A 21,705-nucleotide genomic window follows, 5' to 3' on the forward strand; every position below is an offset into this window, starting at 1 on the left:
TACAATTTGTTTATTTTATTTAAACAATATGCCTAATACAATGCAACTAGAGGACATCACGTTACGCGGTTGGCCCGTTCTTTCGCAGGCTGCGCTAGATCAGGAGGGCAAAAGAACCCGGCAAGATGTCGAGGAGTTGCCATGTCACGAACGGTACCGGAAACGGAACGAACCCCTTCGCCCTCCTTGCGCGTCGGCATCGACGTGGGGTCCACCACGGTCAAGGCGGTCGCCATCGACCCCGCGACGAGCGAGGTGCTGTTCTCCCGATACCGCCGCCACCATGCGCGCCAAACCTCGAGCGTCGCGCATCTGCTCGAAGAGATCCGCGAAGCGCTGCCCGGCGCGACCATGCGCTGCGCCGTCACCGGATCGGGCGGCACCACCGTGGCCGAAGCTCTGGGCGCACCTTATATCCAAGAAGTGGTGGCGAACTCCGTCGCCCTCCAACACCGCCACGCTTCCGCGCGCACGGCCATCGAACTGGGCGGCCAGGACGCGAAGATCGTCTTCCTCTCCCCCGACGAGCGCACCGGGCAGCCGACAGTCTCCGACATGCGCATGAACGGCTCGTGCGCCGGCGGAACGGGCGCGTTCCTCGACGAGATCGCCGCGCTGCTGAACGTGCCCGTCGAAGAATTCGACGCGCTGGCCGCCTGCGGCACGTCGGTGCACGTCGTGTCGGGACGTTGCGGCGTGTACGCCAAAACCGACATCCAGCCCCTGCTCAACCGCGGCGTGCCCAAAGAGGACCTCGCGCTGTCCACGTTCCACGCCGTGGCGAAGCAGACCATCGGCGGTCTGGCTCAGGGCCTGGACATCGAGGCCCCCGTCGTGTTCGAAGGAGGCCCCCTGACGTTCAACCCCACGCTCGTGCGCGTGTTCGCCGAACGACTCGGCCTCGACGACGGGGACGTCGTCGTGCCCAAGCATCCCGAGACCTTCGTCGCTCTGGGCGCCGCGCTCGCGGTGGGAGGCCCCCTTGCCGAGAACGCCCCCGCCCTCGAGCTCGATCGCGCGGCGTCCGTCCTCGCGATCCTCGACGACGACGCGGCGCGCGCGGACGACGCGGCCGCCGCCTTTTTCGCCGACGCCGACGAGCGCCGCGCCTTCGAGCTGCGCCATGCGGCCGCCGACGGCCGCCGACACGAGCCCCGGCGCGGCGAGGCGGTGCGAGCCTACCTGGGCATCGACTCAGGCAGCACCACGACGAAGTTCGCCCTCATCGGAGAAGACGGGGGCCTTCTCGACTGGTTCTACGCCTCGAACGAGGGGGAGCCGCTCGCCGTGACGCGCGACGCCCTGCTCGCGCTGCGCGACCGCTACCGTCGCGCGGGGGCCGGCCTCGACATCGTGGCCGCGGGAACCACCGGCTACGGCGAGATGCTGTTCGCCGAAGCGTACCGCGCCGACTGCCACGTTGTGGAGACCTCGGCCCACGCCCGGGCCGCCCGCACCTGCCAGCCCGACGCCACGTTCGTGTTGGACATAGGCGGCCAGGACATGAAGGCCATTTGGATGGACGACGGCGTTATCACGAACATCGTGGTGAACGAGGCGTGCTCGTCGGGGTGCGGCTCGTTTCTGGAGGGGTTCGCCGCAACGCTCGGCATTCCCGTGGAGGGCATCGCCGAGGCCGCGTTCTCGTCGGCGTCGCCCGCGTCGCTCGGCAGCCGCTGCACCGTGTTCATGAACAGCGGCATCGTCACCGAGCAACGCAGCGGGAAGACGCCCGCCGACATCATGGCGGGGCTCTGCCGCTCCATCGTGGAGAACGTGTTCACCAAGGTCATCCGCGTGTCGAACCTGGACGGCCTGGGAGAGCGCATCGTGGTGCAGGGCGGCACGTTCGCCAACGACGCCGTGCTGCGCGCCTTCGAGGCCTACATCGGCCGCCCTGTCGTGCGCGCGCCCCACCCCGGGCTCATGGGAGCCCTCGGCGCGGCGCTCTTGACCAAGGAGCGGGTGGAGGCGGAACCGGGCGGGACCGCCGCCCATCGCACAAGCTTCATCGGGCTCGACGCGCTGGAGACGCTCTCGTGCACGCAGGAGCAGGACGTGCCCTGCCCGTTCTGCTCCAACCGTTGCAACCGCACGCTCGCGCGGTTCTCGTCCGGCACGGTGCTGGTCACCGGCAACCGCTGCCCGAAGGGCGAAGTCGTCGGGGATCCGGCCGATCCCGCAGTGCGCCAGAAGGCGAAGCGCGCGGCCGAAGAGCGCAACGGCGTGCCAAACCTGTTCGACGAACGCGAGGCCCTGCTGTTCCGAGATTACCCGCACGCCCGGCTGGCGCCCGAGAACGGAACGGTCATCGGATTGCCCCGCGTGCTGTCGCTCTGGGACAACGCGCCATTCTGGCGCACGCTCTTCCGGTCCCTCGGTTTCACGGTGAGGCTGTCGCGGCCCAGTTCGCGCGCGCTGTACGAAAGCGGGCTGTCCTCCGTCACCTCCGACACGGTGTGCTTTCCCGCCAAGCTCGTCCACGGGCACGTGCGCGACCTTGCCGAGCGGGGCGTCGACCGCATCTTCATGCCCATGGTCACGGTGGTGGAGCCCGAGGGCACGGCGGACACGAGCGAGTCCATGTGCGCAGTGGTCAAAGGCTACCCCATGGTCGTCCGCTCGTCCGACGACCCGCAGAGTCGCTGGGCCGTTCCCTTCGACACGCCGCTGTTCCACTGGTACACCAACCGCGACCGCGAACGCCAGCTCGCCGCATACCTGAACGAGACGTTCGGCATTCCCGCCGACCAGGTCAAGCTCGCCATTGCGGCGGGCGACGCGGCACAGGCCGCCTTCAAAAGCGAGCTCGAGCGGCGCGGCGCCGAAGTGCTGGAGAGCGTCGAGCGCTCGGGCGGCTACGCCGTGGTGCTGGCCTCGCGCCCCTACCAGAACGATCCCCTGGTCAACCACGGGCTCCCTGGGCTGTTCGTGGAATACGGCGTGCCCGTGCTCACCGCCGACGCGGTGCCCGGCGTGCGCGACGTCGACCTTTCGAACAGCCGCTTGGACATCGTCAACAACTACCACGCCCGCATGCTCGCCAGCGCGCTCATAGCCGCGCGCAGCGAGCACCTCGAGTACGCGCAGGTGGTGAGCTTCGGCTGCGGTCACGACGCCTACCTGTCCGACGAGATCGCCCGCCTCATGAAAGAGGCGGGCGGCAAGGCGCCGCTCGTGCTGAAGGTGGACGAGAGCGACGCCGAGGGTCCGCTGCGCATCCGCGTGCGCTCGTTCGTGGAGACCGTTGACCTCCGTCGCCGAAAGGCCATCCGGGCCGGAAGCGAAGCAAACGCCGGGGCGCGCCCCGCGCCGGGCGCCGCAGAGGCGCGGAGCCTCCCCGCGCCGCGTTCCCTGCCCGATCCTTATCCTGCGAAGTACCGCGAGCGGGACCGGCGCGAGAAGGTGGTGCTCGTGCCGAACACCTCGCATGCGTTCTGCCGCCTCATGACGGCCGCGTTCCGCAAGCAGGGACTGCGCGCCGAGCCGCTCGACATCGGCCGCGACGACGCCATCCGGCTGGGAAAGCGCTACGTCCACAACGACATCTGCTTTCCCGCGCAAATCGTCATCGGCGAAGCGCTGGCCGCCCTCGAGAGCGGTCGCTACGACGCGGACGAGGTCGCCATCGGCATGGGCAAGTACATCGGCGACTGCCGCCTCACCCACTACAGCGCGCTGTTGCGAAAGGCTCTTGACGACGCCGGATACGAGCGCGTCCCCATCCTCACGAACGACGACGCGGACGACCACGACCTGCACCCCGGCTTCCGCCTGAGCGTCGCGTCGGCCGTGCGCATCGCCTTCGCGCTGCCCATGGTCGACGTGCTGGAGGAGCTGCTGCGCAAGATGCGCCCCTACGAGCTGGAACCGGGCTCCTCCGACCGCGCCTTCGAGGCCGCCCTCGACCGCGTGGTCGAAGGCTTGGAGCGCGACGGCGTCGGCGGCGCGAAACGCGGCTTCAAGCAGGCCGTGCGCATCATGGGACGGGTGCGCTACGATCGCTCCCGTCCGCGCCCGCGCGTGCTCATCGTCGGCGAGTACCTCCTGAACTTCCACCCCGGCGCGAACCACGATATCGAGGCTTACCTGGAGCGCAGCGGCTTCGAGGTCGTCGAAGCGCGCATGACCGACGTCATCCGCAAGACGTACTTCTACCAACACGCCCAGGTGAGAGAGTACCACGTCGACCGCCCGCTGCCGAAGAGGGCCTGGTTCGCCGTCGCCGACAACGTCTTCGAGGTCGCCCACGACGCGTGCGACCGCATCGCGGCCGCCCACCCACTCTACGAGCGCGCCGTTCGCATGCCCGAGCTGGTGCGCGAAAGCGACGACATAGTCCACCACACGTTCGATGCGGGCGAGGGCGTGCTCATCCCCGGCGAGATACTCCATCACGCCGCGCACGGCTGCCGCGCCTTCGTCATCCTGCAGCCGTTCGGCTGCCTGCCCAACCATGTGGTGGGGCGCGGCATCGCGAAAAGCCTGAAGCGGCGCTATCCTAACGTGCAGATACTGCCGCTGGACTACGACCCCGACGTCAGCTTCGCCAACGTGGAGAACCGCCTGCAGATGCTCGTCATGAACGCCCGCGCGCAAGCGGCCGAGCCGAACGCGATCGACCCGAACGAGGCAACGAACACGATCGGCGCCATCGCGCCGTCGCCGTCGCGACCCAAGGAGCAACCGTGGCAAGACCGAAGAAGCAACCAGGAGAACCCGACGTACGGCAACGCATCGGCGACGCCTGCTGGGAACTGCTAGAGACCCGCCATCTCCGCGACATGACGGTGGGAGACGTCACCGACCGGGCGCGCTGCAATCGCGGAACGTTCTATTACTACTACACCGACCTGAACGACCTCGTAAGCAGCGTTCTCGAGCGCGAGCTCACCGCGGACGGCTCCTGGCCGGCGGCCGTCTTCCGCCTGACCGCCGGCCAGGAGCCGTCCGAGAACTGGCAGAAAAGCGTTCGAAGCATCGAGCGCGTGCGCCTTGTCATGGACCGCGGGGGCATGGGCCTCGTGCTGGCGAAGACCTTGGAAGTGGCAATGCGGATGTGGACGACCGTCCTCTGCCCCGACGGCTCGCCGCTCAAAGAAGAGGCGCGGCTCGCCATCGAGTACTCGGTCAGCGGCACGCTGGGACTGCTCGCGCTCGCAGGCGCAACCAAGTCGGGCGGCACCGACGCCTATCGACCGGCGCTCATGTTCCTGCAGAGCAACGCCTGGTTCCTGCTCGACAAGATCAGCGCGGCGCAGAACGTTTCCGAGAACGAGCTGCGCGCGCGGCTCGCCATCGTCGCCCGCATTGCGGAAAGCACGAAGCCATGACGTCGAGGGGCCTCGCGCCGTCGCGTCGAGGGGCCCCTCGACGCCTCCCCGCCGACGAGAACCTCACTCCGTCGACAGCTGCATGAACCGATTGAACATCTTAAGGCGCAGGAGCACCTCGTCTTGGGGTATTCCCTGCGCCTCGCTGATCTGCGAAAGCATGAACGAAGCCGACTCGCCCATGAAGCGTTCGGGAATGCAAACCTCCCCTCCCTTCGCGTCTTGGCTGCCCGCGAACGAGAGCACTCCCAATACGCCGCCGACCGCGTACTCAACGATGAAACGCGCGTCCGGCGACAGTTCCGCGCCGTCCGGGCACAGCACCGTCCGCCACATGCCCAATATCGTCTCCTTGATCAGCCCCTCCACCCGATCCATGCCGCCCCGCTTCATCACGAGAGCGAGGCGCTTCATGCGATTCCCCTCCACAATGCGCGCGAACAGGTCTTCGCCGGCTCCGGTCACCAAGTTGAAGATATCGTTCGGCAGCGCTCCGTCGCCCATCAGCTCGCGTTCGACGGCGGCGGAAACGAGCGCGTCGATATCGGCGTAGTGGTAGTAGAAGGTCCCGCGGTTGCACTGCGCTTCCGAGCAGATGGCGCCGATGGTCAGATCCTGCAGGCGGCGATCTTCCAGCAATTTCCAGAACGCCTCCACCAGCTTCTGCCGGGCGTCGGGCGCCCCGGCGTCTTTCTTCGGTCTGCCCATGCGGTGCCGCCTCTCGTTTCCGCTCCCAGAATCTTCGAGCATTATAGCGAACAGATAATTTATTAAATATAGTGTATGGTGCTTATTATGCAATATGTTGTGTTTTCTAAGGGCGTTTCGCAAGTTCACCTGAGCACCGCGCAACGAGCGCCCCTCGAAACGCCACGAGCGACCGAAAGCCCTCTTATACGGCATCGATGGAAAGAAGCGTTACGGTATAATTGAAAAGCATATAGGCGAAGCGGCTGCGAAAGAGCCCTGCGCCCCGGCATCGGTTCGTCCCACACGGTTTGGAGACTCCGCCCATGGCAAAAGATTTCAGCAATCCGAAGAAGCTCGGCTTCATGCGGCTTCTCCAGTTCTTTTTCGCGTTCAACGTGGTGGTCACCATCGGGCTGCTGGTGTTCTACATCAAGGGCAGCTACGAGCTGGAGTTCTCGGACATCCTCGATTTCGTCAACCTTATGTTCGACGCCGTCAGCTTCTGGCTCATCTGGCAGCGCAAGCGGCTGGCGCGTTACTTCATCATCGGGTTCAGCCTGTTCAACATCGTCCTAGGCACCGCCTTCAACATCGCCACCGGCGTGTTCAACCCCGTGGACCAGCTGTTCGCCTGCTCGTCCGACATCGTCCTGCTCGTGTACTTCCTCACGTCGCGCCGCGCGAAGGCGGTGCTCACCAAGCCCTTCAACGCCGAGGTCAAGCAGCAGGAGCTCTCGAAGGACATCAACTACTACCGACCCAAGACCTGGGCGTTCTGGCGTAACCTCATCATATACTTCTGCGTGTTCAGCGTGGTGGGACACTGGATGGAGGCCGGCTACTGCACGCTCATCCGCTTCGGTCTCATCCCCGGCATCTACGACCCGAACTCCCAGATCTGGTCGGACTGGCTCTATCCCTTCCTCGTCTACGGGTTCGGCGCCGTGGCGTGCGTGCTGTTGCTTTACCCCGTCAAGAACCTCTTAGAGAAGCATATAGGCAGCCGCGTGGTGCCGCTCGTCATCAGCTTCGTCATCAACGCGCTCGTGTGCACGCTCATCGAGCTGGCCATGGGCCTCATGCTCAACCAGCCCGGGCCCGACGGCAAGCTGCCGCTCTGGGACTACAGCGACATGTTCTGCAACTTCATGGGCCAGGTGTGCCTGCAGAACGCCGTTGCCTTCGGCGTGGTGGCAACGCTCATGACCTGGGTCATCTATCCGGCGCTCGAGGGCCTGCTCGCCAAGGTGCCCCGCGACGGCATGAACATCGCCTTCATCGCCGTGGTCGTCGGGTTCTGCATCCTGTTCTTCCTGTACTGCATCAACGTGCTCATTCCCGGCATCGAGGTGACGTCGGACGACGACACGGGCGAAAGCACGATCGAGTTCTCGCGCCAGTACGACTCCGATGCGGGCGCATAGGGCCCTCGGGGACGCATAACCCATGCCCCTTCTATCCAAAGAAGACGAGCTCCATGGCTACGCGCCGGACTCCTTCGCGTTCTGGCGCAACCTGGCCGTGTACTTCTGCGTGTTCAGCGTGCTCGGACACTGGATGGAGATCGCCTACTGCTCGTTCATGAACCTGTTCGGCATCGTGGACGCCGACTCGCTCGTATGGGACGACCCGATGTACCCCTTCCTTGTGTACGGGGTGGGCACCGCCGTGTGCGTGATCGTATTGGTGCCGCTCAAGACGGCGCTGGTCGCCCGCCGCAAGACCTTGGCGGGCGCGGGTGTGCAGTTCTACGCGGCCACGGTGATCATCTGCATGCTCATGGAGCTGGCCATGGGCTTCATGCTGAACCAGCCGAATGCCGCAGGCGTCTACCCGCTATGGGACAACTCCCAGCTGCCGCTCAACGTGCTCGGCCAGGCATGGCTCGTGAACGACGTGGCGCTGGGCGCCGTGGCCATGGTGTACACCTGGATCATCTACCCCCTGTGCCAAAAGGCGCTCGCCAAGCTGCCTCTACGGGTGATGAACGCGGCATCGGCGCTCGTCATCATCGGCTTCATCGCCCTGTGCGCGGTCAAGTTCTCGTAATCACGCTTGCCGTCCGCGCGAAGACGGCGAAACGAGCGTCCGGGAGCCGCGCCGGGCAACTCCCGTCTCGCGTAACCGCCCTCCCAACGTCGAAGCGGCGCCGTCTGCGCGGCGCCGCTTCGATCCTGCTATATCTCGGGCCGACCGGCCCGCCGGGATCAGTGTCAACCGGTAAGGCCGTAGTTCTCCGCCAGCTGCGCTGATTTGACGCGAATGCCCTTTTCGTTGAGGGCCCAGTGTTCGAACAGCACCGTGTTGCCGCTCGTGAACACGTCGTAGATGCCGTCGAACGACAAGCCGCCGCAGGTGAACGCACCCTCGATCGACGTGAAGTACGCGGCCGCGTCTTCGTTGAAAGCCCCGTCTTCGAACGCGAGGACGCGCGCCTTCTTCCCGTGGCCGCCCAGCGGCACGAGCACGGTGTTCCCGGAGAACTCCACAGGCAGGCCGCGCCCCGCGAACGGCACGCGCTCCGCCGCCTGCGCCGGTTCGAAGCGATCGACCCACTGCTTGCCGTCGTGCCGAGCCCACGCGGCCCACGCCTTCGTGAAGCGCAGGGTATCGTCGCCGTACAGAGCCTCGAAGAACTCGCGGTACGTCGACGCCCCGTCCAGATGCTCGCGGAACTCGGGCCGCATCCCTCCCCCGATGGAAACCAGCGAGAGCACGCGGGTACAACCTTTGCGCTGCCGCTCATCTAAACCGTTGACCTGGTCTTTCAGCTCGCAGTAATCCATATCCTACCTCGTTTCCCCCTGTTCGCGTCCAAGCGCGCCTTTAGCATACAGTATAGCGCGCGGAACCACGCACGGCACCTGCGGCAACGAGCCCCTTTTACCGACGGGTCGAAGGGGCTCGAAAGAAGCTCTATCAGCGCGTCGGCGGCTGTTGGTTCGGCGGATAACCGGAACGATACGCCCCGCCTGCCAACTCGAACGGCATCGGGTCGTCCTGCCCGCGCCACGCCGGCACGTCGAACTGCCTCGTCCAATACCCCAACGCCCGCGTGACCATCGCCATGACGAACATCGCCAAAACCATGGACGCGAACCCCGCGAGCACCGCCAGCACGACGGCCACGCCGCCGATGGCGAACACCATGCTCACGATGGCCGCATCGGGACGGCTCGCGTTGATGTTGAGGTTGCCGCCCGTGACGGCGACGCCGACGGCCACGCACACGAACACCACCAGAAACGTGATGATGGACGCCACGACGGTCACCGCAATGCCCATCAGAACGGCCATGCCCAGAATGCGCAAGATGCCGTTGAAGTCATGGCGCAGCATGCTCCAGACCTTTCCGAACTGGAAGCCGGCCGACAAGCGCCCGTAGATGCTCATGCGCATGGAGCCGACCCAGAAAAAGAACACCGCGAACAGGCTCGCCGCTATCGACAAGACGAAGAACACCAAGCCGACAAGGCCCGACGCCATGCCCAGCGGAAGCGACATGAACCCGGAACGGTATCCCCAGCCAGCCCAGAACCCGAAGGAGCCGCCGGTCAGAATGGACCCGATGATCTCGACCACCCAGGGGAGCAGCGAGCACGCGAGCCCGATGACGAGCACGAAGAACCCGCGGCTGTACAACCTGCCGTCCTCGTTGCCGAAGATATGCTCGGGCATGGGCGAGCGAACGCCCCATGCCATGTCGCGCGCCCAACCGTACAGGTAGCCCGCCACCACGATGGCTCCGAATATAGGGATGAGACTCACCAAGCCCAGCAGCAACAGCTTGCCGAACCATCCGGGCGAGCTCTTGATGTCGTTCCAAGCGGCGGAAAAGTACCCTTGCATGGCGGCTCCTATCCGTTCGTCTGCACGCATGCGCAGCCCGTCGATTCTCTTGCTTACCAGTTTACGCGCTTAACTATACGGACGCTTCGAAAAACGAGAAAGAACCGTTGCCGACACGTCAGCCAATCTCGCAATTCCCGTCAGATTCGAAACCCGCATAACGACAAAAGGGGCCCGCTGCAAAAGCAACGGGCCCCTTGCGCGCGACCGCATGGCCGCGACTCAACACGCAGCGATAAGCTACTTGAGGGTGACGGCGGCGCCGGCTTCCTCGAGCTTGGCCTTGATCTCCTCGGCCTTGTCCTTGGCCACGCCCTCCTGGATCGGCTTCGGCGCGCCCTCGACCAGCTCCTTGGCCTCCTTCAGGCCCAGGCTCGTGATCTCGCGGACAACCTTGATGACGGCGATCTTGTTGTCGCCGAAGCCCTCGAGCACGACGTCGAAGTCGGTCTTCTCCTCGGCGGCGGCGCCACCTTCGGCAGGAGCGGCGGCGGCCACGGCCACGGGGGCGGCGGCGGAAACGCCAAAGGTCTCCTCGATATCCTTCACCAGTTCAGAAGCCTCGAGCAGGGACATCTCCTTGAGGGCCTCGATAATCTCTTCGCGAGTAACAGCCATGTTAGTTTCCTTTCAAAGCGGTCGGGCCTTCCCGACCGGTCTTGTACAACTTTCGGTTAGGCAGCGCTCGTCACGCTGCCAAGCTGCGGGTTAAGCAGCTTCTTTCTGATCGGCCACGGCCTTCGTGGCCTGGGCCAAACCGCTCGGCACGCCGTTGAGCGCCACGGCAAGGCCGCGGGCAACACCGGAAATGGCGCCGGCGATCTGAGCCAGCAGCTCTTCGCGGGACGGGAGAGAAGCGATAGCCTCCACCTGCGCGGCGGAAACCTGCGCGCCTTCCATCAAGCCGCCCTTGATCTCCAGGTTCTGGTTGGTCTTTGCGAACGTCTTCACGGCCTTGGCGGCAGCAGCCACGTCTTCGCCGGCGAACACGAACGCGCTCGGACCTTCCAGCATATCGTCGAGCGTGGGCAGATCCGACTCCTCCAGCGCGATGTGCATGAGCGTGTTCTTGTACACTTTCAGGCTCGCACCGGTCTCGCGGATAGCCACGCGCAACGCCTGGATGTCCTTCACCGTCAGGCCGCAGTAGTCCACGACCCACACAGCGGAAACGCCGTCCAGGTCCTCTTTGATCTTGGCGAGCATCTCTTGGTTCTTCACGTTGGGCATGTAGTACACCTCCTTCTTCTCAAACTCGGGTTCCGCCCCTCGCGGGTGGGATCGTCGCCTGAGAAAAGGGAACGACCCCCGCCGTCTCATGACAGCAGGGGTCGTCTAAGCGCGAAACTTATACAACCACCTCGGCGGGCCGCACCTCGTGCGATTAAACCTTGCGGTGCCTGCTGTCTTGGGCAGCGGAACTATCCATCATCGCGCCGCCTCCGAAAAGGCAGCCATTACATTGTGCCACCAATCCGGAGATTGTCAACCGTCTTGCCTTATAAAACCGAGCTTATGCGGCGTTCCCAGCCGCATCGCCCGTAGCCTGGGCCTCCTTGGCCGTGGCGGCCGCCGAGGCGCCGTCCGCCGCGAGGATCTCCTCGACGGGATTCGTGGGCTCGGCCTCCACGTACTTGAAGGCGATGGGGTCGCCCTCCTTGTACCCCACGATCTCGATGAGGCCCGGAAGCGCGAAGTCGTAGATGTCGGAGCCGTCTTCCAGCTTCACGTAGAAGTGGGAGTTGCCCTCCACCACCGCCTGCGCGATGTGCACGATCTTGCCCTGCGCCTCCAGCACGCCCAATGCCTCGGCGTCACCCGTCGACACGCCGTTGGTGGCCAACAAGGCCTGATAGGACTTCTGGCACTCCGCCACCGTGTCTCCTATGGCCACGTACTGGTACTGCTTGATGTTGATCATGGCGAATTTCTTCACGAGACCCGCGTCGTCTTTCAGCGCCATGAAGTACGTGGGCTCGTTCGACACGTTGATGAGCAGCGGGAACGTGGCCTGGTAGCGCAGGTTCTGCACCTGGCCCTCGGCCGACTGCATGGCCGACGCCTCCGTCGCGCCCGGCACCGAATAGAAGTGCGACTCGGCCGAACGCTGGTTCACCAGCACGAAGCCCACGATGGAGTTGTCGGCGGTGGCCGAGGTCACGCCCGTGTACACCCACACGTCGTCGTCCTTGGCGATGTAGTTGTAACCCAGGAGGCCGTCGGAGCCCGGCGTGGTCTGCACCACGCCCGCCTGACCGAACACCGAGTTCAGCCAACCGTCCTTGTACTTGCCGCTCCAGTTGTACTGCTCGATAAGCAGCTCGGCGGGAAACGCACGGTCGACCCACTGCGGCACGTCCTCGATGGCCAAATCCTGCGTCTCGCCCGTCGTCGCGTCGCACAGCACCACGCGGTTGATGGTCGTGCCGCCGAACAGGCCGATCGTGCGGGTCTGCACCGGGCAGATCCACCACGGATGGCCGTCCTCGTCGATCTCGAACGACTTCTCGTCGAACATGTAGAACGGATAGCTCAGCTGCACGTGGCGGTCGATGTTGCGCACGAGCGGCTCGGACTGCGAGTAGTGTATGGGGCTGTCGCCCAACTTCACGATCTCGGCATCCTGCGTCGTCATGTTCACCAGCGCGTAGGCGGGAATGCCCGCCTCGCGGTTCGTGAACCACTTGAACAGGTCGGCGTAGCCCAGCGGGCTCACGCGCACCGGCGCGCCCTTGTAGTTGATCTGGCTGTACAGCGGCGAAATCTCGAACTGGCTCACGAACTCGGGGATCGAGCCCATCTCGCGGTTGCCCAGAAGCACGGCGGAGTCGCGGTCGATGATGGGAATCTCCGAATAGTTCACTTCTTTGATGTCGTTGGCGAAGTCGAGCGTGTCGGTCTGCAGCACGTTCGCGTACTTCTCGGCGTTGCCGGGGAAGATGGACAGCGACATGATGGCGCCGATCACTCCCAGCACGGCCACGGCCACCGGCACGTAGCTCGCGAACTTGAACGCCTTGGCCTTGCCGGGGTTCGCCTCTATCTTGCCCGCGCCCGCCTTGTAGCTGTGCGACCGGCTCCAAAACACCAGGAACAGCGGCAGCAAGATGAACACGGCCACGAACATCCACGTGTCGGTGCTGTGGATGTTGATGGGCGGATGGAACCACCAGTAGGCGCACAGGCCGATGATCACGATGACGATGGCGGCGATGATGAGCGCCTTCTTGCCCCAAGCCGCCATGCGGTCCGCGAACGGGACCTCCATGTGCGCATGCGGCGGCTTCGCGCCGCCCCCGTTGCCGCCGGAGCGACCTGCGCCGTCCGACGGAGCCTCCGCGTCGGCGTCGAACCGACCGTCCACATTGACCCCTGATTGCTTGAGCGCCTCTAGCAGCGCGTCGATTCCGGATGTCTGTTTCACGGCATCCCTTTCCCGTATCCCTCGATTGCCTAAAGTATCCATTATACGGCAAAGCGCCCGGTTGCTCGTCGCGACCGGGCGCCAACGTTGCTTTGCCCTTACAATAAACTTCTCAACACGTACGGAAGGATGCCGCCGTGCTCGAAGTAGCACCCCTCGGTCGGCGTGTCCACGCGCACCGTCGCCTTGAAGGACGCCGCCGAGCCGTCGGCCCGCTCCACGCTCACGTCCACCACGCGCGGCTCGGGCAGCCCTCGGGAGAAGTCGATCGGCGCCACCGTGTAGCGCTCGGTGCCGTCGAGCCCCAGGCTCTCCGCGCTCTCGCCCTCGGCGAACTGCAAGGGCAGGACCCCCATGCCGATGAGGTTCGAGCGATGGATGCGCTCGAAGCTCTCGGCGAACGCGGCGCGGATGCCCAGCAGCGCCGGCCCCTTCGCCGCCCAGTCGCGCGACGAGCCGCTGCCGTACATCTTGCCGGCCACCACCACGAGCGGCACGCCCGCGGATTCGTACCCCATGGCCGCATCGAACAGCGGGCGCACGTCGCCCGTCAGAAAGTCGTGCGTCCAGCCGCCTTTCCTGCCCTCGGCCAGCATGTTCTGCAGCTTCACGTTCGCGAACGTGCCGCGCATCATCACCTCGTGGTTGCCGCGCCGCGCTCCGTACGTGTTGAAGTCGGCCGAAGCGACGCCGCGCTCTTCCAGATAGCGCGCCGCCGGAGAATCGGCCGCGATGGAACCGGCCGGCGATATGTGGTCGGTGGTGATGAAGTCGCCGAGCCGCGCAAGCGCCCGGGCTCCCTCGATGGGCTCCGGGGCCGACGGCTCGCGCTCCATGCCGTCGAAGTAGGGGGCGCGCCGCACGTAGGTGGAATCGTCGTCCCATGCGAACGTGTCGCTCGGCTCGCTTCCCAGCGCCTGCCAGGCTGCGTCGCCGTCGTACAACCCGCGCGCGCCGTCCTCGTACAATCCGCGCGTGACCTGCGCGTCTACCAGAGCGTCGATCTCCGCCTCGCTCGGCCAGATGTCGGCCAGGTGCACCGGCGCGCCGTCCTCGCGGTACCCCAGCGCATCGTGCTCCAGGTCCACGTCCATCGTGCCCGCCAAGGCATAGGCGACGACCGTGGCCGGCGCAGCCAGGTAGTTCTGCGACACGTCGGGCGAGATGCGCCCCTCGAAGTTGCGGTTGCCCGACAGCACGCTCGCCAGCTCGATGTCGTCGGCAACGGCGTGCAGCTCGTCGGCTACGGGGCCCGAGTTGCCGATGCAGCTCATGCAGCCGAACCCGCACGTGTAGAAGCCCAGTTGACGCAAACCGTCCAAAAGCCCGGCGCGTTCGAGCAGCAGCTCGGTGGCCTTGCTGCCCGGCGCGAGGATGGTCTTCACCCACGGCTTGGGCGAAAGGCCCGCCGCGGCCGCCTTCTGCGCCACGAGCCCGCAGGCCAGCATCATGCGCGGGTCGGTGGCCGTGGTGCAGCTCGTCACGGCCGCGATGGCCAGCGCGCCGTGCGTGAGCTCGTGCATTGCGCCCGCCAGCTCAACGTCCACCGTCTTCGCGCGATCGAGCCCGCGCTCGTCGCACACGGCGCGGAAGCGCTCCTGCGCGCCCGCCAGCGGAATGCGGTCGTGCGGACGCGAGGGCCCGGCCAGCGAACGCTCCACCGAGCCCAGATCCAGCTCGATCACCTCGGCGTACGTGCGCGCCGGAGCATCCGGATCGTTCCAGAACCCCTGGGCTTTCGCGTAGGCCTCGACGAGCGCCACCTGCTCTTCGGAGCGGCCGGTCAAGCGCAGGTACGCGAGCGTCGCGTCGTCCACGGGGAACAGCGTGCAGGTGCTGCCGTACTCCGGCGTCATGTTCGAGATGCACGTGCGCTGCGTGGCGTTCAAGCTGTCGAGGCCCGGTCCGAAGCACTCCACGAAGCACCCCACCACGCCCTTGGCGCGCAGCACCTGCGCGAACGTCAGCGCCACGTCCATGGCCGCCACGCCCTCGGAGAGGGCTCCCGTCAGCCTCACGCCCACCACCTTCGGCACGAGCGTCGTGATAGGCTGGCCGAGCGCCGCGGCCTCGGCTTCGATGCCGCCCACGCCCCAGCCCAACACGCCGATGCCGTTCGCGGTGGGAGTATGGCTGTCGGTGCCCACGAGCGTGTCGAAGTACGCCACGGGGTTCTCGCCGTCCGCTCGGACGATCCCCGCGTCGTCCGACGTCATGACCACGTGCGCGAACTGCTCGATGTTCAGCTGGTGGCAGATGCCCGCCCCGGGCGGCACGATGCGCACGTTGTCGAAGCTCTGCTGCGACCACTTCAAGAAGTCGTAGCGCTCCCTGTTGCGCGAGAACTCCAGCTCCATGTTGCGCTCGAGCGCGCCCGCGCAGCCGGCAACGTCCGCGATGACCGAGTGGTCGATCACCAGATCGCAGGGAATCTGCGGGTTGATCTTCGCAGGGTCGCCGCCCAGTTCGGCGCACGCCTCGCGCATGACGGCGAAGTCCACGAACACGGGCACGCCCGTGAAATCCTGGAACAGCACGCGCGCCGGCGAGAACTCCACCTCGCTGCCCACTTCGCCTGCGTTGCCCGCAGCCACGATGCGCCCGGCCAGCTCCTCGGCCGCCTGCGCGTCGCGCACGTTGCGCAGCACGTTCTCCAGCAGCACCGTGAGAGCGTAGGGCAGCGTCTCGGATCCCGGAACGCTTGAAACGGGATAGTAGGTGTAGGCCGTGCCGTCCACGTCGAGCGTGGCGACACGACGGTTGGTCTCGTCGGTCATGCTTGCTCCATTCCGCCGCACGAGGCGGCTAACGCGCGCGGAGATCGGAATCTCCCTCCGCGCTTCCCTCTCGTCTTCGCTAATCGAGCGCCGCGATGAGCGCGTCGGTGAACTCCGTGCAGGTCGCCGCAGGCCCCGCCGACCCGGATGCGCGACGGATATCGCCCGTCAGATGGGCGCCCTCCGCGTACACCGCGCACACGGCACGCCGTATGCGCGCGGCGGCCTCGGCCTCGCCCAGATGGTCCAGCATCATGGCCGCAGACAGGATCTGGGCCGTCGGATTGGCCTTGTTCTGCCCCGCGATGTCGGGCGCGGAGCCGTGCACGGCCTCGAACACGGCATACTCCTCGCCTATGTTCGCGCCGGGAGCCAGCCCCAAGCCGCCCACGAGGCCGGCCGCGAGGTCGCTCGCCAGATCGCCGTACAGGTTCGGAAACACGATCACATCGAACTGCGACGGATCCATCACCAGATTCATACAGCACGCGTCCATGATGCGCTCGTCGAACGCCACGCGTCCTTCGTACTCCTTCGCCACGTCGCGCGCCACGCGCAGGAACAGGCCGTCGGAATGCTTCATGATGTTCGCTTTATGGGCCGCCGTGACTTTTCTTCTGCCGTGCTCGAGCGCGTATTCGAAGGCATGGCGCACGATGCGCTCGGACGCGGTAACGGAAATGGATTTGATGCTTATGCCAGAATCGGGGCGGATCGACCCCGCGCCCTCCGCCTCGCAAAGCTCGATGAGCCTGCGCGCGCCCTTGGAGCCCTCTTCGAACTCCACGCCCGCGTACAGGTCCTCGGAGTTCTCGCGGACGATAACCAGGTCCACGTCGTCGTAGCGCCCTCCGGCACCTGGCAGCGACTGCACGGGGCGCAGGCAGGCGTACAGGTCGAGCTCCTTTCGCAACGCCACGTTGACACTGCGAAAGCCCGTGCCCACCGGCGTGGTCACGGGCCCTTTGATAGCCACTTTGTTACGCTTGACGGATTCGACAGTTTCTTGCGGAAGCGGCGTGCCGCACGTTTCCACGCAGGCCGCTCCGGCCGCCGCCACGTCCCAAACGACATCGATGCCGCTCGCCTCCACCACGCGCCGCATGGCGGCCGACGTCTCCACCCCGATGCCGTCGCCCGGGATGAGCGTCACCCTATGCTGTGTCATATGCTCTCCTTCACCGAATCCCCGTGCGCCGCAGATCCGGAAAGGCGCGGCGAAAAAGCGGACTCGAGAGGCCCGCCGCGTATATGAGGTAGAGGTCAGCTTGCCTGCACGTTGTCGACGATCTGCTTCGCGCGACGTTTGAGCGCGCCCTTGCCGTTCTCGGAATCGAACTTCATGCGGTCTCTCAGCTCCTCTTTCACCTGGGGTGCAAGCTTGCCTGCCGAGAAGTCGACCACCGCCACGAGCATGTCCTGGAACTCCATATCGCCATGCCAGCATTGAATGGCCTCGTCGATAAGGGGCCAGGTTTTCTCAGAGCGGTTCTCCGTCGTGGCGCCCAGCTTGCACAGGAAGCGCATGGCTGCAAGCCGCACCGGACCGCTCTCCTCGTCGAACAACGCGGCCTCGGCCCCCGCCACGGCCTTGTCGCACGTGCGGGAATCGTGGTCGACCAGCGACGTGAGGATGTCGAGGCACTCCCAACGCGTCTGGGCCTCGGGGCGATTGAGCGCGTCCACGAAAGCGGATCCATGGGGAACGAGCGACTCGGGAGCCCCCTTGGCGACGATGGCAAGGGCCGAAGCGGCGTTCTGGCGCGCACGTCGCGACCCTCCCGACAGCGCTTCCGTCAATTCTCCGAGCTTGGCCTCGTCGCTCATCGCCGACTCGGCCATCTTCGCCGCCTCTTGTGCCTTGTCGCTCACCAGACGTTCCTCCGTCCCCGTATGAAAGCATGCAGGTAGAATGCTCCTCGCTTCATTATACCCTCGGCCGAACCGCCCCCCGTTCCCCCGCGCAGAATCAACACGACCCCTCCCGGGAGCGGGCGGCGGGCGGCGGCGCGGGGAGCGGAGGGGCCGCCCCTCCCGCGAAAAAAAAAGGGGGGGGGCCGCCCGAGGGCCTCGCGCCGACAGCGAGCGGACATGGGAGCCCCCCCCCCGAAACGCCGACAGGCCCCCGGACCAGATGGTCCGGGGGCCTGTCGGAAAAGAGAAAGCATCCTCCGCGAGCGCGACGCCCTATCCTCCCACGGACTACACCGCAGTACTTTCGGCGATGGCGGGCTTAACTTCCGAGTTCGGAATGAGATCGGGTGATCCCCGCCTCCATGGTCGCGCTCGCGGGGGATGCTCCCGCGGGCATTTCTGCCCCGCCCGGCGGCCTGCGCCACCCTGGCGGTCGCATAGCGGGCATCGAATGATCGCGGAACCCTATGGATTCCAAGTTGTGAAGAAGAGCTCGGGCTATTAGTAGCGCTCGCCTGAACACGTTGCCGTGCTTGCAGCTGCGCCCTATCGACCAGGTGGTCTACCTGGGCCCTTACCGGAAAGGGAACTCATCTTGGAGGCGGCTTCCCACTTAGATGCTTTCAGCGGTTATCCGTGCCGGACGTAGCTAGGCGGCGGTGCCGTTGGTCGACAACCGCGTCACCAGAGGTCCGTCCACCCCGGTCCTCTCGTACTAGGGGCAGATCTCCTCAATTCCCTTGCGCCTGCGGAGGATAGGGACCGAACTGTCTCACGACGTTCTGAACCCAGCTCGCGTACCGCTTTAAATGGCGAACAGCCATACCCTTGGGACCGACTTCAGCCCCAGGATGCGATGAGCCGACATCGAGGTGCCAAACCTTGCCGTCGATGTGGACTCTTGGGCAAGATCAGCCTGTTATCCCCGGAGTACCTTTTATCCGTTGAGCGACGGCCATTCCACTCTGAGCCGCCGGATCACTAGAACCTGCTTTCGCACCTGCTCGGGTTGTAGCCCTCGCAGTCAAGCCCGCTTGCACTCTTGCGCTCTCGGGACGGTTGCCGACCGTCCTGAGCGGACCTTTGCGCGCCTCCGTTACATTTTAGGAGGCGACCGCCCCAGTCAAACTACCCGCCTGACACGGTCCCCCCGCCGGATCACGGCCGGGGGTTAGGTCGCCGGAACGACGAGGGCAGTATTCCAAGGTCGGCTCCACGGGAACTGGCGTCCCCGCTTCGAAGCCTCCTGCCTATCCTCTACGCGCCGAGCCAACGACCAATGTCAAGCTGCAGTAAAGGTTCACGGGGTCTTTCCGTCCTTCCGCAGGTAATTCGCATCTTCACGAATAATACAATTTCACCGGGTCCATGGTTGAGACAGCGCCCAAATCGTTACGCCATTCGTGCAGGTCGGAACTTACCCGACAAGGAATTTCGCTACCTTAGGACCGTTATAGTTACGGCCGCCGTTTACTGGGGCTTAGTTTCAGAGCTTCGCCGTGAGGCTAACCCATCCACGTAACCTTCCAGCACCGGGCAGGCGTCAGACCCTATACGTCGCCTTGCGGCTTAGCAGAGTCCTGTGTTTTTGATAAACAGTCGCTTGGGCCGTTTCGCTGCGGCCCCCTCCCGCTCCGGACGCGAGGTCCATCACCGGAAAGGGCGCTCCTTCTCCCGAAGTTACGGAGCCAGTATGCCGAGTTCCTTAACCATGGTTCTCCCGATCGCCTCGGTATGTTCTACCCGCCTACCTGTGTCGGTTTTGGTACGGGCGCCGACAAAGCTCCCTAGAGGTTTTTCTCGGAAGCATGGGCTCGCCGACTTCGGCTAGTGCCTTCGTCTCGCGTCTCGGGATGCGTGCTGCGCTGATTTCCATGCGCAACTCCCTACGCGCTTTCACGGGGACGTCCAGAACCCCGCCCGGCTACCCTTCTCCGTCACCCCGTCGGTCAAACGCTCGTCAGCGGTACGGGAATATCGACCCGTTGTGCATCGGCTACGCCTTCCGGCCTCGCCTTAGCTCCCGACTGACCCTGGGAGGATTAGCCTTGCCCAGGAACCCTTAGGCTTACGGCGGCGGCGTTTCTCGCGCCGCTCTCGTTACTCATGCCAGCATTCTCACTTCCACGCGGTCCACCAGCGGTCGCCCGCCGGCTTCGCCCCCCGTGGAAAGCTCCCCTACCACTGAAATAAATCAGTCCGCCGCTTCGGTGCCGTGCTTAGCCCCGTGAATTGTCGGCGCATGTCCACTTGACCAGTGAGCTGTTACGCACTCTTTAAATGCATGGCTGCTTCTAAGCCAACATCCTGGTTGTCTAGGCAAACGCACATCCTTTGCCACTCAGCACGAACTTGGGGACCTTAGCGGGCGGTCTGGGCTGTTTCCCTTTCGAGCACACAGCTTAGCCCACATGCTCTGACTCCCGATCTCTGGAGTGCCGGTATTCGGAGTTTGGTTCTTTTCGGTAGGCGGTGAAGCCCCCTAGAAGATCCAGTGCTCTACCTCCGGCACTAAACGATCGAGGCTAGCCCTAAAGCTATTTCGGGGAGAACGAGATATCTCCGGGTTTGATTGGCCTTTCACCCCTATCCACGGGTCATCCCCTCCGTTTTCAACCGAAGTGGGTTCGGCCCTCCACGGGGTCTTACCCCCGCTTCAGCCTGCCCATGGATAGCTCACCCGGCTTCGCGTCTGCGGCACGCGACTCACTCGCCATCTTAAAGGCTCGCTTTCACTGCGGCTCGGTTCAAACCTTAACCTCGCCGCGTACCGCAACTCGCTGGCTCATTCTACAAAAGGCACGCCGTCACCCCGCAAGGGGGCTCCGACTGCTTGTAGGCGCACGGTTTCAGGTACTATTTCACTCCCCTCTCGGGGTGCTTTTCACCTTTCCCTCACGGTACTGGTTCGCTATCGGTCACAGGAGAGTATTCAGCCTTGGAGGGTGGTCCCCCCGGATTCATACCGGATTTCACGTGTCCGGCATTACTCGGGTGCCTTCCTCGGAGGCCGCGGGGTTTCGCGTACGGGGCTCTTACCCGCTCCGGCCGGCCTTTCCATGCCGTTCCGCTACCTCGCGACTTTGTAACTCCGTCCCAGGTCTGAGGCCCTGGAAATGGAAGGTCCCGCAACACCGCATGCAGCAACGCCCTCAAGCTTACACGTGCATGGGTTTGGGCTGGTGCGCTTTCGCTCGCCGCTACTCGCGCAATCTCGGTTGATTTCTGTTCCTCCGGGTACTTAGATGTTTCAGTTCCCCGGGTTGCCTCCTCGCACCCTATTCTATTCAGGTGCGGGTGACCGGGCATGACCCCGGCCGGGTTCCCCCATTCGGAAACCTGCGGATCGAAGGGTGTTTGCCCCTCCCCGCAGACTATCGCGGCTTGCCGCGTCCTTCTTCGGCTTCCTGTGCCAAGGCATCCGCCGTGCGCCCTTGACATCTTCTTTCCAACTTTGGTAATTCAGGTATCCATATCGTTCTTATTCGCGATCGTCAGATGCGAATCATTGTATTCGGCTATCGCCGAATCGTTGATTCTCATTTTCGATGCTACGCTATGCAACTGTCAAGGTGCGCGGGCGCGCAAGGCGCCCGAGGGCGAGAGCCCTCGAAACCGAATATTGCGAGGTCGGGCGGAGAGCCCTTCGAATCTCTTAGGTAGGTAAATCTCTTCCAGGCGAGGGAGCGGAAGCTCGACCTCGTCGGACACGTGAGTG

At 64.7% G+C, this 21,705-nt stretch carries 13 protein-coding genes and 2 rRNA genes; 4 read left to right on the forward strand and 11 right to left on the reverse strand.

What is annotated here, in order from left to right:
* Nucleotides 1-141: 141 nt before the first annotated feature.
* Both C1878_RS03625 and C1878_RS03630 read left to right on the forward strand, forming a co-directional pair.
* Nucleotides 142-4,764 (forward strand): acyl-CoA dehydratase activase, encoded by a 4,623-nt coding sequence (locus C1878_RS03625; RefSeq protein WP_114600339.1) that lies wholly within the window; start codon nucleotides 142-144, stop codon nucleotides 4,762-4,764.
* Entirely contained in the window at nucleotides 4,689-5,333 is a 645-nt protein-coding gene (locus tag C1878_RS03630; protein WP_147272898.1) for a TetR/AcrR family transcriptional regulator, read from the forward strand. Before C1878_RS03625 ends, C1878_RS03630 begins: the two co-directional genes overlap by 76 nt.
* 63 nt (nucleotides 5,334-5,396) lie before the next feature.
* Here the strand turns inward: C1878_RS03630 and C1878_RS03635 are convergent, their stop codons facing one another.
* Complete coding sequence (locus C1878_RS03635; RefSeq protein ID WP_158539705.1) at nucleotides 5,397-6,041, reverse strand: TetR/AcrR family transcriptional regulator; 645 nt, start codon at nucleotides 6,039-6,041, stop codon at nucleotides 5,397-5,399.
* Nucleotides 6,042-6,346: 305 nt separating this feature from the next.
* On the opposite strand from C1878_RS03635, the gene C1878_RS03640 reads away from it, so the two are divergent.
* Together C1878_RS03640 and C1878_RS03645 are read left to right on the forward strand one after the other, a co-directional pair.
* Complete coding sequence (locus C1878_RS03640) at nucleotides 6,347-7,447, forward strand: putative ABC transporter permease (RefSeq protein WP_114600342.1); 1,101 nt, start codon at nucleotides 6,347-6,349, stop codon at nucleotides 7,445-7,447.
* 22 nt (nucleotides 7,448-7,469) lie between these two features.
* Nucleotides 7,470-8,072 carry a putative ABC transporter permease gene (locus C1878_RS03645; protein ID WP_114600343.1) on the forward strand — a complete coding sequence of 201 codons (603 nt, stop codon included), beginning with the start codon at nucleotides 7,470-7,472 and terminating at the stop codon, nucleotides 8,070-8,072.
* 164 nt (nucleotides 8,073-8,236) lie between these two features.
* Here the strand turns inward: C1878_RS03645 and C1878_RS03650 are convergent, their stop codons facing one another.
* The 10 genes from C1878_RS03650 to C1878_RS03695 all read right to left on the reverse strand — a co-directional run bounded on the left by C1878_RS03650 (nucleotide 8,237) and on the right by C1878_RS03695 (nucleotide 21,435).
* Nucleotides 8,237-8,809 carry a hypothetical protein gene (locus C1878_RS03650; RefSeq protein ID WP_114600344.1) on the reverse strand — a complete coding sequence of 191 codons (573 nt, stop codon included), beginning with the start codon at nucleotides 8,807-8,809 and terminating at the stop codon, nucleotides 8,237-8,239.
* A gap of 133 nt (nucleotides 8,810-8,942) precedes the next feature.
* Nucleotides 8,943-9,872: a DUF4013 domain-containing protein gene (locus C1878_RS03655; protein ID WP_114600345.1), complete on the reverse strand. Its 930-nt coding sequence runs from the start codon at nucleotides 9,870-9,872 to the stop codon at nucleotides 8,943-8,945.
* A gap of 240 nt (nucleotides 9,873-10,112) precedes the next feature.
* Nucleotides 10,113-10,490 carry a 50S ribosomal protein L7/L12 gene (gene rplL, locus C1878_RS03660; RefSeq protein WP_015540270.1) on the reverse strand — a complete coding sequence of 126 codons (378 nt, stop codon included), beginning with the start codon at nucleotides 10,488-10,490 and terminating at the stop codon, nucleotides 10,113-10,115.
* 90 nt (nucleotides 10,491-10,580) lie between these two features.
* Nucleotides 10,581-11,102 carry a 50S ribosomal protein L10 gene (gene rplJ, locus C1878_RS03665; RefSeq protein WP_114600346.1) on the reverse strand — a complete coding sequence of 174 codons (522 nt, stop codon included), beginning with the start codon at nucleotides 11,100-11,102 and terminating at the stop codon, nucleotides 10,581-10,583.
* 283 nt (nucleotides 11,103-11,385) lie between these two features.
* Nucleotides 11,386-13,296 carry a Tat pathway signal sequence gene (locus tag C1878_RS03670; RefSeq protein ID WP_114600347.1) on the reverse strand — a complete coding sequence of 637 codons (1,911 nt, stop codon included), beginning with the start codon at nucleotides 13,294-13,296 and terminating at the stop codon, nucleotides 11,386-11,388.
* A 98-nt stretch (nucleotides 13,297-13,394) separates the two neighbouring features.
* On the reverse strand, nucleotides 13,395-16,073 hold the full coding sequence (gene acnA, locus C1878_RS03675; RefSeq protein ID WP_114600348.1) for an aconitate hydratase AcnA: 2,679 nt from the start codon (nucleotides 16,071-16,073) through the stop codon (nucleotides 13,395-13,397).
* Between the two features lie 79 nt (nucleotides 16,074-16,152).
* On the reverse strand, nucleotides 16,153-17,241 hold the full coding sequence (locus tag C1878_RS03680; RefSeq protein ID WP_114600349.1) for an isocitrate/isopropylmalate dehydrogenase family protein: 1,089 nt from the start codon (nucleotides 17,239-17,241) through the stop codon (nucleotides 16,153-16,155).
* A 95-nt stretch (nucleotides 17,242-17,336) separates the two neighbouring features.
* A complete protein-coding gene (locus C1878_RS03685; protein WP_114600350.1) occupies nucleotides 17,337-17,945 on the reverse strand; it encodes a hypothetical protein in 609 nt (202 codons plus the stop codon).
* Nucleotides 17,946-18,247: 302 nt separating this feature from the next.
* Nucleotides 18,248-18,361, reverse strand: a 5S ribosomal RNA gene (gene rrf / locus C1878_RS03690).
* A gap of 107 nt (nucleotides 18,362-18,468) precedes the next feature.
* A 23S ribosomal RNA gene (locus C1878_RS03695) occupies nucleotides 18,469-21,435 on the reverse strand.
* Nucleotides 21,436-21,705 lie beyond the last annotated feature (270 nt).

The organism is Gordonibacter sp. 28C (assembly GCF_003339845.1).
Classification (GTDB): domain Bacteria; phylum Actinomycetota; class Coriobacteriia; order Coriobacteriales; family Eggerthellaceae; genus Gordonibacter.